The organism is Neisseria lactamica (genome assembly GCF_901482445.1).
GTDB classification, from domain to species: domain Bacteria; phylum Pseudomonadota; class Gammaproteobacteria; order Burkholderiales; family Neisseriaceae; genus Neisseria; species Neisseria lactamica.
Genome location: NZ_LR590477.1, coordinates 1,092,393 through 1,107,090, shown reverse-complemented (window position 1 = coordinate 1,107,090; position 14,698 = coordinate 1,092,393). Strand labels below are relative to the sequence as shown.

Annotated in this window: 16 protein-coding genes and 3 pseudogenes; 9 read left to right on the top strand and 10 right to left on the bottom strand. The window is 47.7% G+C overall.

Annotated features, from left to right (window positions below; translation table 11 throughout):
• Positions 1 to 255 precede the first annotated feature (255 nt).
• From FGL10_RS05820 to FGL10_RS12565, 3 genes are all read left to right on the top strand, one after another.
• Entirely contained in the window at positions 256 to 885 is a 630-nt protein-coding gene (locus tag FGL10_RS05820; RefSeq protein WP_036469009.1) for a biliverdin-producing heme oxygenase, read from the top strand.
• Positions 886 to 1,016: 131 nt separating this feature from the next.
• Positions 1,017 to 1,727, top strand: coding sequence for a hypothetical protein (locus FGL10_RS12570; RefSeq protein ID WP_232043734.1), 711 nt, complete (start codon positions 1,017 to 1,019; stop codon positions 1,725 to 1,727).
• A complete protein-coding gene (locus tag FGL10_RS12565; protein ID WP_232043733.1) occupies positions 1,627 to 2,361 on the top strand; it encodes a transferrin-binding protein-like solute binding protein in 735 nt (244 codons plus the stop codon). Before FGL10_RS12570 ends, FGL10_RS12565 begins: the two co-directional genes overlap by 101 nt.
• 189 nt (positions 2,362 to 2,550) lie before the next feature.
• Here the strand turns inward: FGL10_RS12565 and FGL10_RS05810 are convergent.
• A pseudogene (locus FGL10_RS05810) lies at positions 2,551 to 2,673 on the bottom strand (excinuclease); the annotation flags it as partial.
• A gap of 324 nt (positions 2,674 to 2,997) precedes the next feature.
• Between FGL10_RS05810 and FGL10_RS05805 the strand changes: the two are divergent.
• Together FGL10_RS05805 and FGL10_RS05800 are read left to right on the top strand one after the other, a co-directional pair.
• The gene (locus tag FGL10_RS05805) at positions 2,998 to 3,243 is read left to right on the top strand and encodes a type II toxin-antitoxin system Phd/YefM family antitoxin (protein WP_003706842.1); all 246 of its coding nucleotides are present in this window, start codon (positions 2,998 to 3,000) and stop codon (positions 3,241 to 3,243) included.
• The gene (locus FGL10_RS05800; protein ID WP_002218920.1) at positions 3,240 to 3,626 is read left to right on the top strand and encodes a type II toxin-antitoxin system VapC family toxin; all 387 of its coding nucleotides are present in this window, start codon (positions 3,240 to 3,242) and stop codon (positions 3,624 to 3,626) included. The genes FGL10_RS05805 and FGL10_RS05800 overlap by 4 nt, the downstream gene beginning before the upstream one ends.
• A gap of 191 nt (positions 3,627 to 3,817) precedes the next feature.
• Here FGL10_RS05800 and FGL10_RS05795 read toward each other — a convergent pair whose 3' ends face one another.
• Both FGL10_RS05795 and trhP read right to left on the bottom strand, forming a co-directional pair.
• A complete protein-coding gene (locus tag FGL10_RS05795; RefSeq protein ID WP_003706838.1) occupies positions 3,818 to 4,330 on the bottom strand; it encodes a hypothetical protein in 513 nt (170 codons plus the stop codon).
• A gap of 96 nt (positions 4,331 to 4,426) precedes the next feature.
• Complete coding sequence (gene trhP, locus FGL10_RS05790) at positions 4,427 to 5,782, bottom strand: prephenate-dependent tRNA uridine(34) hydroxylase TrhP (protein WP_003706837.1); 1,356 nt, start codon at positions 5,780 to 5,782, stop codon at positions 4,427 to 4,429.
• 324 nt (positions 5,783 to 6,106) lie between these two features.
• Between trhP and FGL10_RS05780 the strand changes: the two genes are divergently transcribed.
• Positions 6,107 to 6,895 carry a Cof-type HAD-IIB family hydrolase gene (locus FGL10_RS05780; protein WP_003706833.1) on the top strand — a complete coding sequence of 263 codons (789 nt, stop codon included), beginning with the start codon at positions 6,107 to 6,109 and terminating at the stop codon, positions 6,893 to 6,895.
• A gap of 46 nt (positions 6,896 to 6,941) precedes the next feature.
• On the opposite strand, the gene FGL10_RS05775 is transcribed toward FGL10_RS05780, so the two are convergent.
• Positions 6,942 to 7,541 (bottom strand): adenine phosphoribosyltransferase, encoded by a 600-nt coding sequence (locus FGL10_RS05775; protein WP_003706827.1) that lies wholly within the window; start codon positions 7,539 to 7,541, stop codon positions 6,942 to 6,944.
• Positions 7,542 to 7,668: 127 nt separating this feature from the next.
• Between FGL10_RS05775 and gmk the strand changes: the two genes are divergently transcribed.
• The 3 genes from gmk to FGL10_RS05760 all read left to right on the top strand — a co-directional run bounded on the left by gmk (position 7,669) and on the right by FGL10_RS05760 (position 10,800).
• Positions 7,669 to 8,286, top strand: coding sequence for a guanylate kinase (gene gmk, locus FGL10_RS05770; RefSeq protein ID WP_003706825.1), 618 nt, complete (start codon positions 7,669 to 7,671; stop codon positions 8,284 to 8,286).
• Positions 8,287 to 8,344: 58 nt separating this feature from the next.
• Positions 8,345 to 8,551 carry a DNA-directed RNA polymerase subunit omega gene (rpoZ, locus tag FGL10_RS05765; RefSeq protein ID WP_003706823.1) on the top strand — a complete coding sequence of 69 codons (207 nt, stop codon included), beginning with the start codon at positions 8,345 to 8,347 and terminating at the stop codon, positions 8,549 to 8,551.
• A gap of 92 nt (positions 8,552 to 8,643) precedes the next feature.
• Complete coding sequence (locus tag FGL10_RS05760) at positions 8,644 to 10,800, top strand: RelA/SpoT family protein (protein ID WP_003706821.1); 2,157 nt, start codon at positions 8,644 to 8,646, stop codon at positions 10,798 to 10,800.
• A 68-nt stretch (positions 10,801 to 10,868) separates the two neighbouring features.
• Here the strand turns inward: FGL10_RS05760 and FGL10_RS12560 are convergent.
• The 6 genes and pseudogenes from FGL10_RS12560 to coaBC all read right to left on the bottom strand — a co-directional run.
• Positions 10,869 to 10,976: pseudogene (locus FGL10_RS12560) on the bottom strand (hemagglutinin repeat-containing protein); the annotation flags it as partial.
• A 218-nt stretch (positions 10,977 to 11,194) separates the two neighbouring features.
• Positions 11,195 to 11,521 carry an SMI1/KNR4 family protein gene (locus FGL10_RS05750; protein WP_487042752.1) on the bottom strand — a complete coding sequence of 109 codons (327 nt, stop codon included), beginning with the start codon at positions 11,519 to 11,521 and terminating at the stop codon, positions 11,195 to 11,197.
• 104 nt (positions 11,522 to 11,625) lie between these two features.
• A complete protein-coding gene (locus FGL10_RS05745) occupies positions 11,626 to 12,426 on the bottom strand; it encodes a hypothetical protein (protein WP_003706812.1) in 801 nt (266 codons plus the stop codon).
• Between the two features lie 261 nt (positions 12,427 to 12,687).
• Positions 12,688 to 12,915: pseudogene (locus tag FGL10_RS05740) on the bottom strand (SMI1/KNR4 family protein); the annotation flags it as partial.
• Between the two features lie 2 nt (positions 12,916 to 12,917).
• Positions 12,918 to 13,148 carry an HNH endonuclease gene (locus FGL10_RS05735; protein ID WP_003706810.1) on the bottom strand — a complete coding sequence of 77 codons (231 nt, stop codon included), beginning with the start codon at positions 13,146 to 13,148 and terminating at the stop codon, positions 12,918 to 12,920.
• Positions 13,132 to 14,340 carry a bifunctional phosphopantothenoylcysteine decarboxylase/phosphopantothenate--cysteine ligase CoaBC gene (gene coaBC, locus FGL10_RS05730; RefSeq protein ID WP_003706808.1) on the bottom strand — a complete coding sequence of 403 codons (1,209 nt, stop codon included), beginning with the start codon at positions 14,338 to 14,340 and terminating at the stop codon, positions 13,132 to 13,134. The genes FGL10_RS05735 and coaBC overlap by 17 nt, the downstream gene beginning before the upstream one ends.
• Between the last annotated feature and the right edge of the window lie 358 nt (positions 14,341 to 14,698).

Genomic DNA, 14,698 nt, shown 5'->3' with positions numbered 1-14,698 from the left:
GCAGGTTCGGCAGTATGAACAAACCCTTGTCGTCCGGCAAAAATATTTTTTGAGCGTCTGTCCGCCGACTGCCGAACCCATTTGATAAAATCCCGATTCTGTAAAGAATAGTAAAATACCTGCTTAAAAACATCACGCAAATGATATTTTTTCCAAAAATATGTGATAATAAATCTCGTTTATTATTTTTGTATGCGGTCAGGTACGGATTTTGCCCGCCCCGCATCCTTACCCCTTACCGACAAAGGAAAAGCTATGAGCGAAACCGAAAATCAAGCCCTGACGTTTGCCAAACGCCTGAAGGCGGATACCACGGCGGTTCACGACAGCGTGGATAATCTCGTTATGTTTGTCCAACCGTTTGTCAGCAAAGAAAACTACATTAAATTTTTGAAACTCCAATCCGTTTTCCACAAGGCCGTCGATCATATTTATAAAGATGCCGAATTAAACAAAGCCATTCCCGAGTTGGAATATATGGCGCGATACGATGCCGTAACGCAAGACTTGAAAGACTTGGGCGAAGAGCCTTACAAATTTGACAAAGAATTGCCACACGAAACCGGCAATAAAGCCATCGGCTGGCTGTATTGCGCCGAAGGTTCTAATTTGGGCGCGGCATTTCTGTTCAAGCACGCGCAAAAACTCGATTACAACGGCGAACACGGCGCGAGGCACCTTGCTCTCCATCCCGACGGACGCGGCAAACACTGGCGTGCCTTTGTCGAGCATCTGAACGCCTTGAACTTGACTCCCGAAGCCGAAGCGGAAGCCATCCAAGGCGCACGCGAAGCCTTTGCATTCTACAAAGTCGTGTTGCGCGAAACCTTCGGCTTGGCAGCCGATGCCGAAGCCCCCGAGGGTATGATGCCGCACAGGCATTGATATATTTTACGGTTTCGCCTCGGCTCGTGAAGCGGAACCGTATTTTCTGCCGCGTATGATGGCATTTTTCAAACCATCAGATATAAATAATTATCATATTTTTTATTAAAAATATGCCATAGGAGATAATTATGACGATTCCTTTCAAACCAAGCCTGCTTGCAATGGCATCCGTCCTTGCCCTTTCCGCCTGTATTTCAGGAGGAGGGGATGCGCCTGCGGTCAAATCCTCAGAAACACCGTCAAATAAAGTTGCCCCCCCCACTGATACGGGAAACCCTGCTACAGGTGCTGATACGGCAAGCCCTGCTACAGGTGCTGATACGGCAAGCCCCTCGGCAGGTGGGGATGGCGGGGATTCTAAAACAGAAATACCGCCTAAAGATACGCAAGGGGAAGACGCGCCGGCAGGAGCTGATGGCGGAGTGCAAAATGATGCGCCCCAACATAATGATAATGCGCCGGCAGCCGACACATCCGGCAAGCAGCCTGAAAACAACCGTATGCCCGGCAATGCCGCCGGAGGGACGGATGGCGGCAATCAAGATACCGATGCGCCGAAAAATGCGGAATCTCTAGATGGTACGGAAGGAAACGCTGTAAGCGAAGGCACAGGGATGCCGGCAAACCCTCCTTCTGAAAACGCCGAACATACTGAGGTTGCGACGAATACCGAAGGTGCAAACCCGCCGTCGGAAGCCGAAAATTCCGAAGGGGCGGGGCAAGACGGGATGCAGGCTGATGAAGCAAGCGGCAGGCAGGATGCGGAAGAGGAGTTGCAAGGCGACGACCCGACCGCCCATCCTCCCCAAGACCAACCCCCCCCAAAATGCTGCCGATAATCAACCTAAAACAGGCGTGTTTGGCGAGAAATATTTTGACGGCACGGGAGAAATCACGACGTTGATGATTGATGGGGAAACCATTGACTTAACGAAAGCTGATGAGCCAGTATCAAGTAGAAATCACCCCGGTTTGATGAGTGATTTTAACAAGGTAATGGTTTCTCAAAAACAATATAAGAATCTGATTTATGGAGCTGTTAAATTAGAAGACGGCACATACACCCTTTTTGTACAGGGTAAACCGACAGAACAATTGCCGGTGGGTAATGCAACATACAATGGAAAGGTGCTGCATTTTAAGAAAGCATACGAAAACAATTGGTTTAATAATAGTGCATATCAAGCTGCAGGAACATTTACGGCAAATGTTGATTTCTCACAGAAAACCTTAACAGGAAAAATTGATACCAAAGATCCTTCAGGTATGGGGATGCAAGAATTTACTGCAAGTATCGATGGAAGTGGATTTCAAGGTAAGTGGAAATCGGATAATGATCAAGGCGATATTTCCGGGAAATTTTATGGTGAAGATGGCGCGGAAATGGCAGGCAGATACGACTATAAAAATCAAGATAATAGAAAAGACGGCTTCGGCGTATTTGCAGGCAAAAAAGAAGCAAACGCCCGTTGATATTTATCCTGTGTTTCACAGTCGGGAACAGTGGCGTTTCCTTCCGACAGGGCATCGGGCAACACCTTGATGTGTTGTCCCACCTGCAGAAGCAATCCTAATTGAACGATTATCTGTATTACCGATTTGATTTATGAACTATGCCGTCTGAAAAATGTTTCAGACGGCATTTTTTGGTTGCCGATATGTTTAACGGACGACATTGGCGCGCATAACCACGCGGACGTGGAACGAGCCTGCCTGACAGTCGTATTGCCCGCCTTGCAGCGGCTGCTTGTCAAAGTAGCTGTGGAAGCCGGTAACGCCGCGTCCGCAAGGGTGGCGGCAGATGCCGCATTGTGTTTATAATGCCGTGTCAGACGTTTGATTTATGGGAAAATAATAATGCTTGCCGATCAAGAAGTAATTGGCTGTGTTTTAACGATCCGTTGATTACTTAAGATAAATTTACACTAAACAAAACAGCTCTCTATTCCCTCTATTGCGGAGGTTGTTTTGTTTAGTGCTAATCTACAGATTGTTACTAAATAGCAAGGTGTGAATAAAACGGCGGATATAATCAAATATATGTAATGAGATTCCCAAAATCTTGGTAATGATGTATATTAGTTAAGTTAGCTAATCATGAGAAGTGTTATGTTTCAAGCAAATATTCATCAGGCAAAAACCAATTTGAGTCAATTGATTCAAAGAGCAGAAGCAGGGGAAATCGTTATTATTGCGAAGGCAGGTAAGCCTTGCGTCCAACTAACCGGTATTGAAAAACCAGCACGAAATGCAGGAAGGTTGAAAAAATTCAGTCATATGGAAAATACGGATATTTCACGTATTCTTGAGAATGACAATGAAACGGCAGCTTTATTTGAGGAGTCGGCTCTGTGAGAAAGATTCTGCTTGATACCCATGCTTTGCTGTGGTGGTTGTTGGATGACAAGAAACTGGGGACATCTGCACGCAAACTGATAGAAAATCCGAGAAATGCGATCTTTGTCAGTGCGGCAAGTATTTGGGAAATTTCCATCAAGCAGAACAAGGGGTTGTTGAAATTACCGGAAGAGTTTTTTGATGTGCTTCAAGAAGAGGATTTTGAAATGCTGCCTATAGGTCTGTTTCATGCAAAACAGGCTGGAAGCCTTCCGGAAATACACAAAGACCCTTTCGATAGGATGTTGATTGCACAAACCCAAGCGGAAGGCTTTGAACTGATGACTGTCGATGAATATATTCCGCAATATGGAATTAGAGTTGTCAACGCATCAAGCTGACAAATATAGAAACTGTGTACACAAGAAAGACCGCCGAGGCGGTCTTTTCGGTTATTGTCTTCGCTTAAAAGCCAGACTTCCGTCGTGGACTATAGGTGTGCCCCGATCTGAATCTGCCGCACAATCAGGCAAGGGGATTAAAAATGCCGTCTGAAAAAATGTTTCAGACGGCATTTTTGGTTGCCGATATGTTAACGGACGACATTGGCGCGCATGACCACGCGGACGTGGAACGAGCCTGCCTGACAGTCGTATTGTCCGCCTTGCAGCGGCTGCTTGTCGAAGTAGCTGTGGAAGCCGGTAATACTGCGTCCGCCGAGTTTGCCTGCGGTCTGTTGGAATTTGCGGGCGGCATTGATTAGGGCGCGTTCGCAGGCCTCTGAGTCGGATTTGCCAACGCCGTTTGCTGCTTGCCGTGTAACCAGATTCCTGCCGTTTGCAACCGGTACGCCCCCGCCGCCGAAGCTGACGGGAATCCCGGATTCCAATACGCCGTCTGCAATGGCTGCATTTATTGCCGCCTGACCGTTGCTGCAACGGTAAATGATGTTTTTGCCGCTTCCTGCGGTGTCTCCGCGGATAACTTTGCATGATTCTCCGGCTGGTGTGCCGGCGGATGCCGTGTGCGTGTTTTTAGGCGCGCGGCCGGATTGGCAGGCTGCCAGCATCAGGGCGGCGGCGGAGAGTATGAGGATTTTTTTCATGTCGGATGTCCTTGTTTGCTGTGGGAAATCATTAGCATTGTACCGTAAGATTCAACAAAATGCCGTCTGAAAACAGGTTTCAGACGGCATTGTGGCTCAGGGGTTCAATACGCGTGCGATGAGGGCTTTTTCTTTACCCCGCATATTGGGGATTTTGACCTGAATGCCGTTGCCCGGTGCTACATCGACAGGCTGGCCTTTGCGGGTCATTTGTTCCAATTTGATGGTTTGGTTGCCGCTCGGGTGGATGATTTCGAGCGAATCGCCGACGGCGAAGCGGTTTTTAACTTCCACTGTTGCCCAACCTTCAGCGTCGATTTCGGTAACGTGGCCGACGTATTGGCTTTGTTTGGCGATGGAGTGGCCGGTCAGGTAGTTTTGATAGTCTTGGGTTTGGTGGCGTTCGAGGAAGCCGCTGGTGTAGCCGCGGTTGGCGAGGCCTTCGAGTTCGCTCAACAGGCTGTAATCAAACGGACGGCCTGCGACGGCATCATCAATCGCTTTGCGGTAGGACTGGGCGACGCGTGCAACATAATAGAGCGACTTGGTGCGGCCTTCGACTTTGAGGCTGTCCACGCCGATTTTGGCGAGTTTTTCGACGACTTCAATACCGCGCAGGTCTTTGGAATTCATGATGTAGGTGCCGTGTTCGTCTTCCATAATCGGCATCATCTCGCCCGGTCGGTTGGACTCTTCAATCAGGAAAACCTTGTCGGCGTAGGGATGGCGTTTCTGACCGTTGATGCCTTCAAAGTTTTGGTTGGCTTCTTCTTGAGCTTTTTCAAAGTTAAAACCTTGCAGAAGCTGGGCGTCGCCCGCATCGCTTTCGGTGGCGTTGTGAACCTTGTAATCCCAACGGCAGGAGTTGGTGCAGGTGCCTTGGTTGGGGTCGCGGTGGTTGAAATAGCCCGACAACAGGCAGCGGCCTGAGTAGGCGATGCACAATGCGCCGTGGATGAAGACTTCGAGTTCGATGTCGGGGCATTGTTGGCGGATTTCGGCGATTTCTTCCATACTCAATTCGCGCGACAGGATGATGCGTTCGACGCCGATATTCTGCCAGAATTTCACGCCCCAGTAGTTGGTGGTGTTGGCTTGTACGGACAGGTGGATCGGCATTTCCGGCCATTTTTCGCGCACGGTCATAATCAAGCCCGGATCCGCCATAATCAGCGCGTCGGGCTTCATCGCAATCAAGGGCTCCATATCGGAGACGAAGGTTTTGAGTTTGGAGTTGTGCGGCAGCGTATTGACGGTAAGGAAGAATTTTTTGTTGCGTTCGTGCGCTTCTTTAATGCCTTGCTCGAGAACGTCGAGTTTGGCAAATTCGTTATTGCGGGCGCGCAGGGAATAACGCGGGCTGCCGGCGTAAACGGCATCTGCGCCGTAATCGTAGGCGGCGCGCATTCTTTCCAATCCGCCGGCGGGCAATAAGAGTTCGGGTGCTTTCATCGTGTTTCCTTTTCGGTTGAAACCCCGCCCTTTAGGGCGGTAGAATCAGACTTTATTTGGGAGGGGCGTAACCCCTTCCGAATCAGGGCAACATATAGGGCGACGCTTTATGTGTCGTCCTGTGTGTTGAAACATGATTTGTGTGCTTTGTAAAAATGTTTCAGACGGCATTGCTGCAAATGCCGTCTGAAGGGTGTTTGAAGATGGGCGGATTATCCGCCTTTTCGTGTTCGCGGTCAATTTTGACGGGAAATTTATAAGGATTTATCAAGGATTTGCCTGCTTGGGATACAATGCGGCAGTTTGAATGCGAGAGAGAATGTGATGAATCCTAAAATCGTGTTTTTCGACATTGACGATACGCTGTACCGAAAATATACGGATACCTTGCGCCCTTCCGTGAAAACGGCGGTGGCGGCTTTGCGCGGCAAAGGTATATTGACGGCGTTGGCAACGGGGCGGTCTTTGGCGACGATTCCCGAAAAGGTCAGGGACATGATGGCGGCAACGGGTATGGATGCCGTGGTAACGATAAACGGACAGTTTGCGCTGCTGCACGGTAAAACTGTGCGCGAAGTACCGATGGATGCCGGTTTGATGGGCAGGGTTTGCGCGCATTTGGATGGCTTGGGCATGGATTATGCGTTTGTCGGCGGAGAGGGGATCGCCGTGTCCGCGCTGTCGGAATGCGTGTGCCGCGCCTTGCAGCATATCGCCAGCGATTTTTTTGCCGATAAGGATTATTTTTCAAGCAAACCGGTGTATCAGATGCTGGTGTTTGCGGAGGAAAACGAAATGCCGCTCTGGTCGGATATTGTGGAACGGGAAGGCTTGAAAACGGTGCGCTGGCACGAGGAAGCGGTCGATCTGCTGCCTGCGGGCGCGTCGAAAACAGACGGCATCAGAAGCGTGGTGCGCGCATTGGGTTTGGAAATGGCAGACGTGATGGCGTTCGGCGATGGTTTGAACGATGTGGAAATGCTGTCTGAAGTCGGGTTCGGCGTGGCAATGGGCAACGGGGAACAGGCGGCGAAAGAAGCGGCGAAATATGTTTGCCCCGGCGTTGATGAAGACGGCGTGTTGAGGGGCTTGCAAGATTTGGGCGTGATTTGAACGCATCATAACAACCCTGCCGGTTTCAGACGGCAGGGTCGGTTTTTCAGCCTTTCATACAGCCTTCGTTTTGAAGCAGGGTAAATAAGGGCGCGCCGCTTGCACGGATATTTTTGCCGCCTTGAAGGTCGGTAAATTCTAAAATGGCGGCGGCTTCGACAATTTCCCCGCCGAGTTTGCGGATCAGCTCCAGTCCGGCAAGCATCGTGCCGCCCGTGGCAACCAAATCATCGACCAGCAGCACGCGCGAACCGGGTTTGACGGCATCGGTGTGGATTTCCACCACAGCTTCCCCGTATTCGAGCGCGTAGCTTTGCGATACGGTTTCAAAAGGCAGCTTGCCTTTTTTGCGGATGGGGACGAAGCCGACGTTGAGCTGGTAGGCGAGTGCCGCGCCGATAATGAAGCCGCGCGCGTCCAAGCCGGCAACGATGTCGATTTTCTGATCCATATAGCGGTAAACCAATAAATCAACCAAAAGGCGGAAGTATTCCGCGCTTTGCAGGACGGGCGTGATGTCGTGGAATAAGATGCCTTTTTGCGGCCAGTTTTCGATTTTGCGGATTTTGTCGGCAAGCGCGCCGACACTCATAGCTTCGGGATGAACCAGCATTGCGTGTTCCAAGTTTGATGTTTTTAACGCCATATTGTAGCCGTCAGCCTGCCGCTTGCCAAATCAATCAAAACAATAGCGGCAAAATATGGGCATCGGCAAATAGGAAACCGGGTGTCCGTTGTGATACAATCGGCTGGAAAATATACAGGTAAAAAATATGTCCGCTTATCGAAAAGGCAACATCTTTATCATTTCGGCCGCTTCCGGCACGGGCAAAACCACGCTGGTGTCGCGGCTGTTGGCAAACCATAACGGTTTGCGCGTTTCCGTGTCGCACACGACGCGCCCGCCGCGTGAAGGCGAAGCAAACGGCGTACATTATCACTTTGTTTCCAAAGAAGAGTTTGAGTCGCTTATCGCGCAGGAGGCTTTTTTGGAATACGCAGACGTATTCGGCAACTATTACGGCACAAGCGCCGAGGGTGTGAATGCGTTGGCGGCGGCAGGCTATGACGTAATTTTGGAAATCGATGTTCAGGGTGCGGCTCAGGTTCGAGATGCGCTGCCTGAAGCCGTCGGTATCTTTATCCTGCCGCCTTCTTTCGATGTGCTTGCCGCGCGTCTCAACGGACGCGGGACGGACAGTCGGGAAGTTATCCAAAGGAGGCTTGCGAAGGCAAGGCATGAAATCGAACAGTCCGTATTGTTCGACTTTGTCGTGGTTAATGACGACTTGGCGCGGGCGGAGGAGGATTTGCTCCATATTGTGAATGCCTGCCGTCTGAAAAGGTCGCGGCAACTGGGATTTATTGCAGATTTGTTGGAAAATTCCTAGAAAACGGCGAAAATACCCAGTTTCCCAATTTAAATATTTTTGAAAGAAAGCAAATAATATGGCACGTATTACCACAGAAGACTGTACCGGAAAAATTTCCAACCATTTTGACCTGACATTGGTAGCGGTCCGCCGCGCCCGCCAGCTTGAGAACGGCAACACGCCGCTTGTGGACGATGTCCGCAATAACAAACCGACCGTTACCGCCTTAAGGGAAATCGCCGCCGGGCATATCGGTACGGAACTGCTGACACGCAATAAATAAATCCTGCCGGAAACGCACGCCGGCATATTCTGCCGCCGTGCAGTCCGACGGTTTGAAATGAAAAAACACATACATCCCGAAAGCCGTCTGAAATGCCCGCCCCCCAACCTTCCGCCCCTTATGATCCCCTGACTGCCGAAGCGCGTGCCCTGCTTTTCCATACCGCCTCCTACCTCAAGCCTGAAGAACAGGTTGAGCTCGAGAAGGCTGTTGCCTATGCATTTCACGCCCACGACGGGCAAACCCGAAAAAGCGGGGAGCCCTACATCACGCACCCGATTGCCGTTGCAACGCAGCTTGCCCTTTGGCATATGGACATACAGGGTCTTTGTGCAGGCGTGATGCACGACGTATTGGAAGATACGGGCGTAACAAAAGGGGAAATGGCGGCGGTGTTCGGCAATACGGTTGCCGAAATGGTGGACGGGCTGTCCAAACTCGAAAAACTCAAATTTGAAGATCATGCGGAGCATCAGGCAGAGAGTTTCCGCAAACTGATTTTGGCAATGACCAAAGATGTGCGCGTGATTGTCGTCAAACTTGCCGACCGCCTGCACAATATGCGGACGCTCGGTTCGATGCGCCCGGACAAACGCCGCCGGATTGCAAGGGAAACCCTCGAAATCTACGCGCAGATTGCCAACCGCATAGGTCTGAATAATGCGTATCAGGAGCTTCAGGATTTATCGTTCCAAAACCTTCATCCCAACCGCTATGAGACTTTAAAAAAAGCAATGGACAAGAGCCGGAAGAACCGGCAGGACGTTGTCGGCAAAGTCTTGCGCGCATTCGGTCAGAGGCTGGTAGGCGCGAATATAGAGGCCAAAATCAAAGGCAGGGAAAAAAACCTGTACGGCATCCATCAGAAAATGATGGCGAAAAAGCTGCGCTTTGCCGAGGTTATGGATATTTACGGTTTCCGCGTCATTGTCAACAGCATTCCCGCCTGTTATGCCGCACTCGGCGCATTGCACACCCTTTATCAGCCCAAGCCCGGGAGGTTCAAAGACTACATCGCCATTCCGAAAAGCAACGGTTATCAAAGCCTGCATACTACTTTGGTCGGCCCTTACGGCTTGCCGATTGAAGTTCAGATACGCACGCGGGAAATGGATGCTGTTGCCGAAGGCGGTATCGCCGGACATTGGAGCTATAAATCAGATTCCCAAACAGTCGATCAGGCGGTGCTGCACACCAATCAATGGTTGAAAAATATCTTAGATTTGCAGGCAAGCAGCGCCAATGCCATTGAGTTTCTCGAACACGTCAAAGTCGATTTGTTCCCGAACGAAATCTACATCCTTACGCCAAAAGGAAAAATCCTAACTTTGCCCAAAGGGGCAACGCCTGTCGATTTTGCTTATGCGGTACATACCGACATCGGGCATAAAACCGTTGCCGCGCGTGTCAATAATGTGATGATGCCGCTGCGTACGAAGCTCAAAACCGGTGATTCTGTTGAAATCATCACATCCGAACACGCCAAACCCAATCCCGCGTGGTTGAATTTCGCCGTGTCAGGCAGGGCGCGCAGTGCCATACGCCAATATATTAAAAACCTTAACCGGCACGATGCGGTCGTTTTGGGAGAGAACCTCTTACAAAAAGCCCTGTCCAGTTTGCTGCCCAAAGATGTCCTGCTTTCAGACGGCATCAAAGAAAAATACCTTGCCGATCTCAACGATAAACAGACTTCATTTGAGGAAGTGCTGTACAACGTCGGTATGGGGCATACCCTGCCTGTTTATGTCGCTATGCATATTGCCGAATTGGCAGGGGAGCATTTCGGCAGCGAGGTCAGGCTCAGTTCCATTAAAGTCGATGGGCAGGAAAGCGGGAATATTCATTTCGCGGAGTGCTGCCACCCTGTTCCCGGCGATTCCATCCGTTTGCTGTTGGTTAAGGGAAAAGGCATGATTATCCATAGGGATAGCTGCCCGACGTTGTTGAAGTCCGATCCCGAACAGCAGCTGGATGCAGACTGGGAAAATATGAATGGGCAGAACTACCGTGTCGGGCTTCAAGTCCAATCGGAAGACAGCCACGGCCTGTTGGCATTAATGGCGCAAGCTATTTCCGATTCCGGTGCGGACATCGAATCGGTTGAAACACCATCCAAATCCCAGTCGGGAACGGAAGGTTTTGTCGAATTCAAATTCTTATTGAAAGTCAAGAATTTGGAACAATTGAATCAGATTATTCAAAATCTGCACAGTATCCCATATATCCGCAAAGTCATCAGAAGTTGAAGCAGGTAAAACGGGTTGCCTTTTGATTAACAGGCAACCCGTTTTATGGTTTATCCGTTCAATTGCTTATCTGCCTGTATGCTTTTGACGATAAGCTGCGCACCTTTGAGGGTGGTATCCCCGCCGCTTCGGATAATCGTTTTGCCGGCCGTGCTGCTGATATGGGTGTGGCGGTGGGCTGCTTTTGTCTGATTGCTGTTACGATTTGTTAAAAGAAAAGCCGTCTGAAACTGTATTTATTGTTTCAGACGGCCTCTTAGCTCAAACCTTGAGAAGCGCATGCGTGCGTTCCGCACACATCCTACTTGTTGAGTTTAGGTTTCATATGGGCTACGGCTTGCTGATTTCAGACGATCTTTTTAATTTAGTTGGGTTTTCAACTCAACTTACACACTTAATCTGAAAGTTCATATAGCATATCCAAAAAGGCATCAAAACTATCTGCAATATGGCTAGTTACCATTTTCGTATCCCCATTCTCATCTTCATAAAAATCATCATGATACATCAGAATGATACATGGATTTTCATTGCATTTTCTGTAATCAAAACAGATATAATCGCCATTGGCTGAAATCCCAAAAGCAATTACTTTTTTTGCATACCCATATTCATCATCAATACATGAATAGCTATAAATATCTTCAGAAATGTGTAAAATTTTTATATATAAAAAACTTCTAGCTAAAACTAGAAGTTTAGAGGAACTAACATCAGCTATTTCACAGAAATTTATATTTTAAAGATAAGCTAGAATCATGATGTATAATCTAGGATATGCTTTGAAACAGATTCCTTTCCCATCTAAACCCTTATCTTCCTCATTTATTCCATAGCTTTTATCAATTTATACGTCTCCATAAAACGAAGACCTCGGGCTCTCTTACTCGCTGTGATTTCTTCATAGATATCACCCAAGGTGCAGGCAGGTGCTAAAGTCCACAGAACATAATCTTCTAATATGACCTTACCAATCTTCTCAAATTTATCTAGTAAAAGCCCCAAATCCTTGTGATTAAACCAACAGTCAGTATCAATAGCATACTGTCTATTATTCATCTTGCAAGCAATCTCGCTATTCAAAAAATCCGTCATAGTGGGCTTATTCTTTTGTAGCAACCTTGTAAAGGCTAGGTGATATTCTATTTTTCTCGTACTTTGGTCGAGAGCTGAAACAAAACCGGCTCCGTATTCATTTTCAAATTGAACCACAAGCACATCTCCTACCTTAAAGTACGGCTCCCTCTTTGTTTTTGCTTTTGGAACTTTAAGAGGTTTCGGATTGACACTTTGTAGCTGAATAGCTAGTTTATCAAGTACTTTCTGTCTTTGTTTCAATGCTTTGCTGTCAATTTCAAGCCAGAACTTATCCGCTCCTTTTTCGATAATTTTGAGAGTTTTATTTTTTATGTCTTCTGGTAAATGTCCAATCTTCCACAAGGAGTAGGCAAAGGCTGTCCAATAAATCTCAGTATAAAAATCATCTATACAAAAATTATTTTCATCATTTAAAATATCTTCGATTATCTTAGCAATATTTTCGCCGTTTTTATATCTTCCCACTATGGTGTTATAGATATCGTAAGCATCATCGCTGTCTATAATCTTTACTCCGTCTATTGCCATTGCAACCTCCAGTCTAGTCTCGAACAGTCATTTTACAAAGGGCGAGATTCTCCAGTCCATCACTACCACCGATATAATTGTTTCAACACTTATTGTTTATATACATTTATGTATCTCTATCCGAATCTTGATGCGATTACTATCTGTACTCTTTATCGTAAATCGGAGGAAGATTAAAATACCTGTCTTCAATCTTGATTCGGGCACAGAGTAAGCTATCTTGATAGACATAGCCTTCAAATGGAGGGTATTTGTCTAAGCTTCATAGCCTAAATTTTGCTTATACCCTAAAAATGAAATGTCCCTTCCATCATTTTCACCGTATTGATTGACAAAATTGAAAATATTTTCTTTAGGGTATAAATGATCATGTTTGCTAAGAAGTGATACATATGAAACAGGAAAAACAACCCCTATATCTTCAGCAGATTGTTGAATTGTTCTTATTGGAACCAATCCCTCATCTGATGATATTGATAGTTTGCTCATTTTTACTGACCTTTCTTTAAGGATTTTTGACCAGTATGCCTAACAGCTTTATGAATACTATTAGGAATTAACTGCATATTATTAGGAGGGCTTTGCGCATTATGATGCCAGGTATAACTAGGAATTTTTTCATTTCCTGCTTTAATCTTCGTTAGTTGTTCATTAGTAAATTGATTTTTGGGCACTTGTTCACGTTCAATGGTTTTCCATAAATCTTTAGTGGCTGTCCTCATCTGTCCCGTATTTGTTCAAATATACGGCAAGCCTTTCAACAATTCGCATTGCCGCTTCATCTTTACTTGTTTCGGGAAAAGACAGTTCCCCGTCGTCCCCGATAATGGTAATCCGGTTGGTCGGTTTGCCCATCGCGATTGAAACATCATTGGCAACTATCACCGGTATTTTTTTCTTAATGCGTTTTTCCCGCGCATATGCCAATACATTCTCCGTTTCAGCGGCAAAACCGATACAGAACGGCGGGTTCGGCAATGAGGCAATAGAAGCCAAAATATCGGGGTTTTCATCCAATTCGATGGATAACGGTTTGGCATTTTTATCTTTTTTGAATTTTTGCGTACTCCTGTTTTTAACCTTATAGTCTGAGACGGCGGCAACAGAAATAAAAGCATCTTGTTTGTCGATTAAACGATGCACTGCGCGATGCATATCTTCGGCACTGACAGCTTGAACTGTATCGGATATGCCGAAAGGCAGCGCGGTTTGAAGCTGTCCGTGAATCAGGCTGACTTCCGCACCGGCGGCACGGCACGCCCGCGCCAAAGCCACGCCCATTTTCCCGCTGGAAATATTTGTGATGCCCCTGACAGGGTCAATGGCTTCAAATGTCGCACCTGCGGTAATCAAGATTTTCTTGTCCTTTAAAATTTTCGGTGTCCATAAATCCGGAAGCAGATCCAGCAATTCTGCGGGTTCCGGCATCCTTCCCATACCATTTTCTCCGCAAGCCTGTTCGCCCGAGCCCGGCATATAGACAGTAATGCCGTCTGAAACCAGTTGTGCGATATTCCGTTGGTTGGCAGGGTTGAGCCACATTTCCACATTCATCGCGGGAGCGATGGCAAGAGGACATTTCCGTGCGGCTGCCAGATTGGTCAGTAGGTTATCTGCCACGCCGTTACAGATTTTTGCCACGGTATTCATACTTGCCGGCGCAATCAGAAAAACATCCGCATTCCGGGTTAAGTTGATATGTTCCATACCGTTTGAACCGTTGCCGCCGTGCGTGTCGGTCAGAACGGGATTGCCGCTCAAAGCCTGAAAAGTCAGTGGAGAAACAAATTCAGTTGCCGAGCGGCTCATAATCACCGTAACCGAATGCCCCTGTTTTTTCAGCAGTCGCACCAACTCGCAAGACTTATACGCCGCAATACTGCCCGTTACACCTAAAAGAATATGTTTGCCCATTTTGACAATTTCTAATTACGAAGAAAAAACAGCAGCCATTCTATAACAAAGTACGGATACATTAGTTACCGTTTGGATACAAAATGCCGTCTGAAGCCCCGAGTTTCAGACGGCATATTCACAAAGGCGCACCAGTCAGAGGAGGGGGAGGAAGGGATTTTTGGAGGCGGCGCAGCATTTGGCAGAAATAAAAAACCTTATCCGACAGGGATATGACGAATTTCCCCAAAAAATCCCGCTGAAAGCATTGACCGTATTCGTCTTCGGGCGTATAGTTCGCGTCTTCGCTGCTGACGAAGCGGCGGTGATGAAGCAGTTCAAACGCTCTTTAACAAAACAGATTACCGATAAGTGTGAG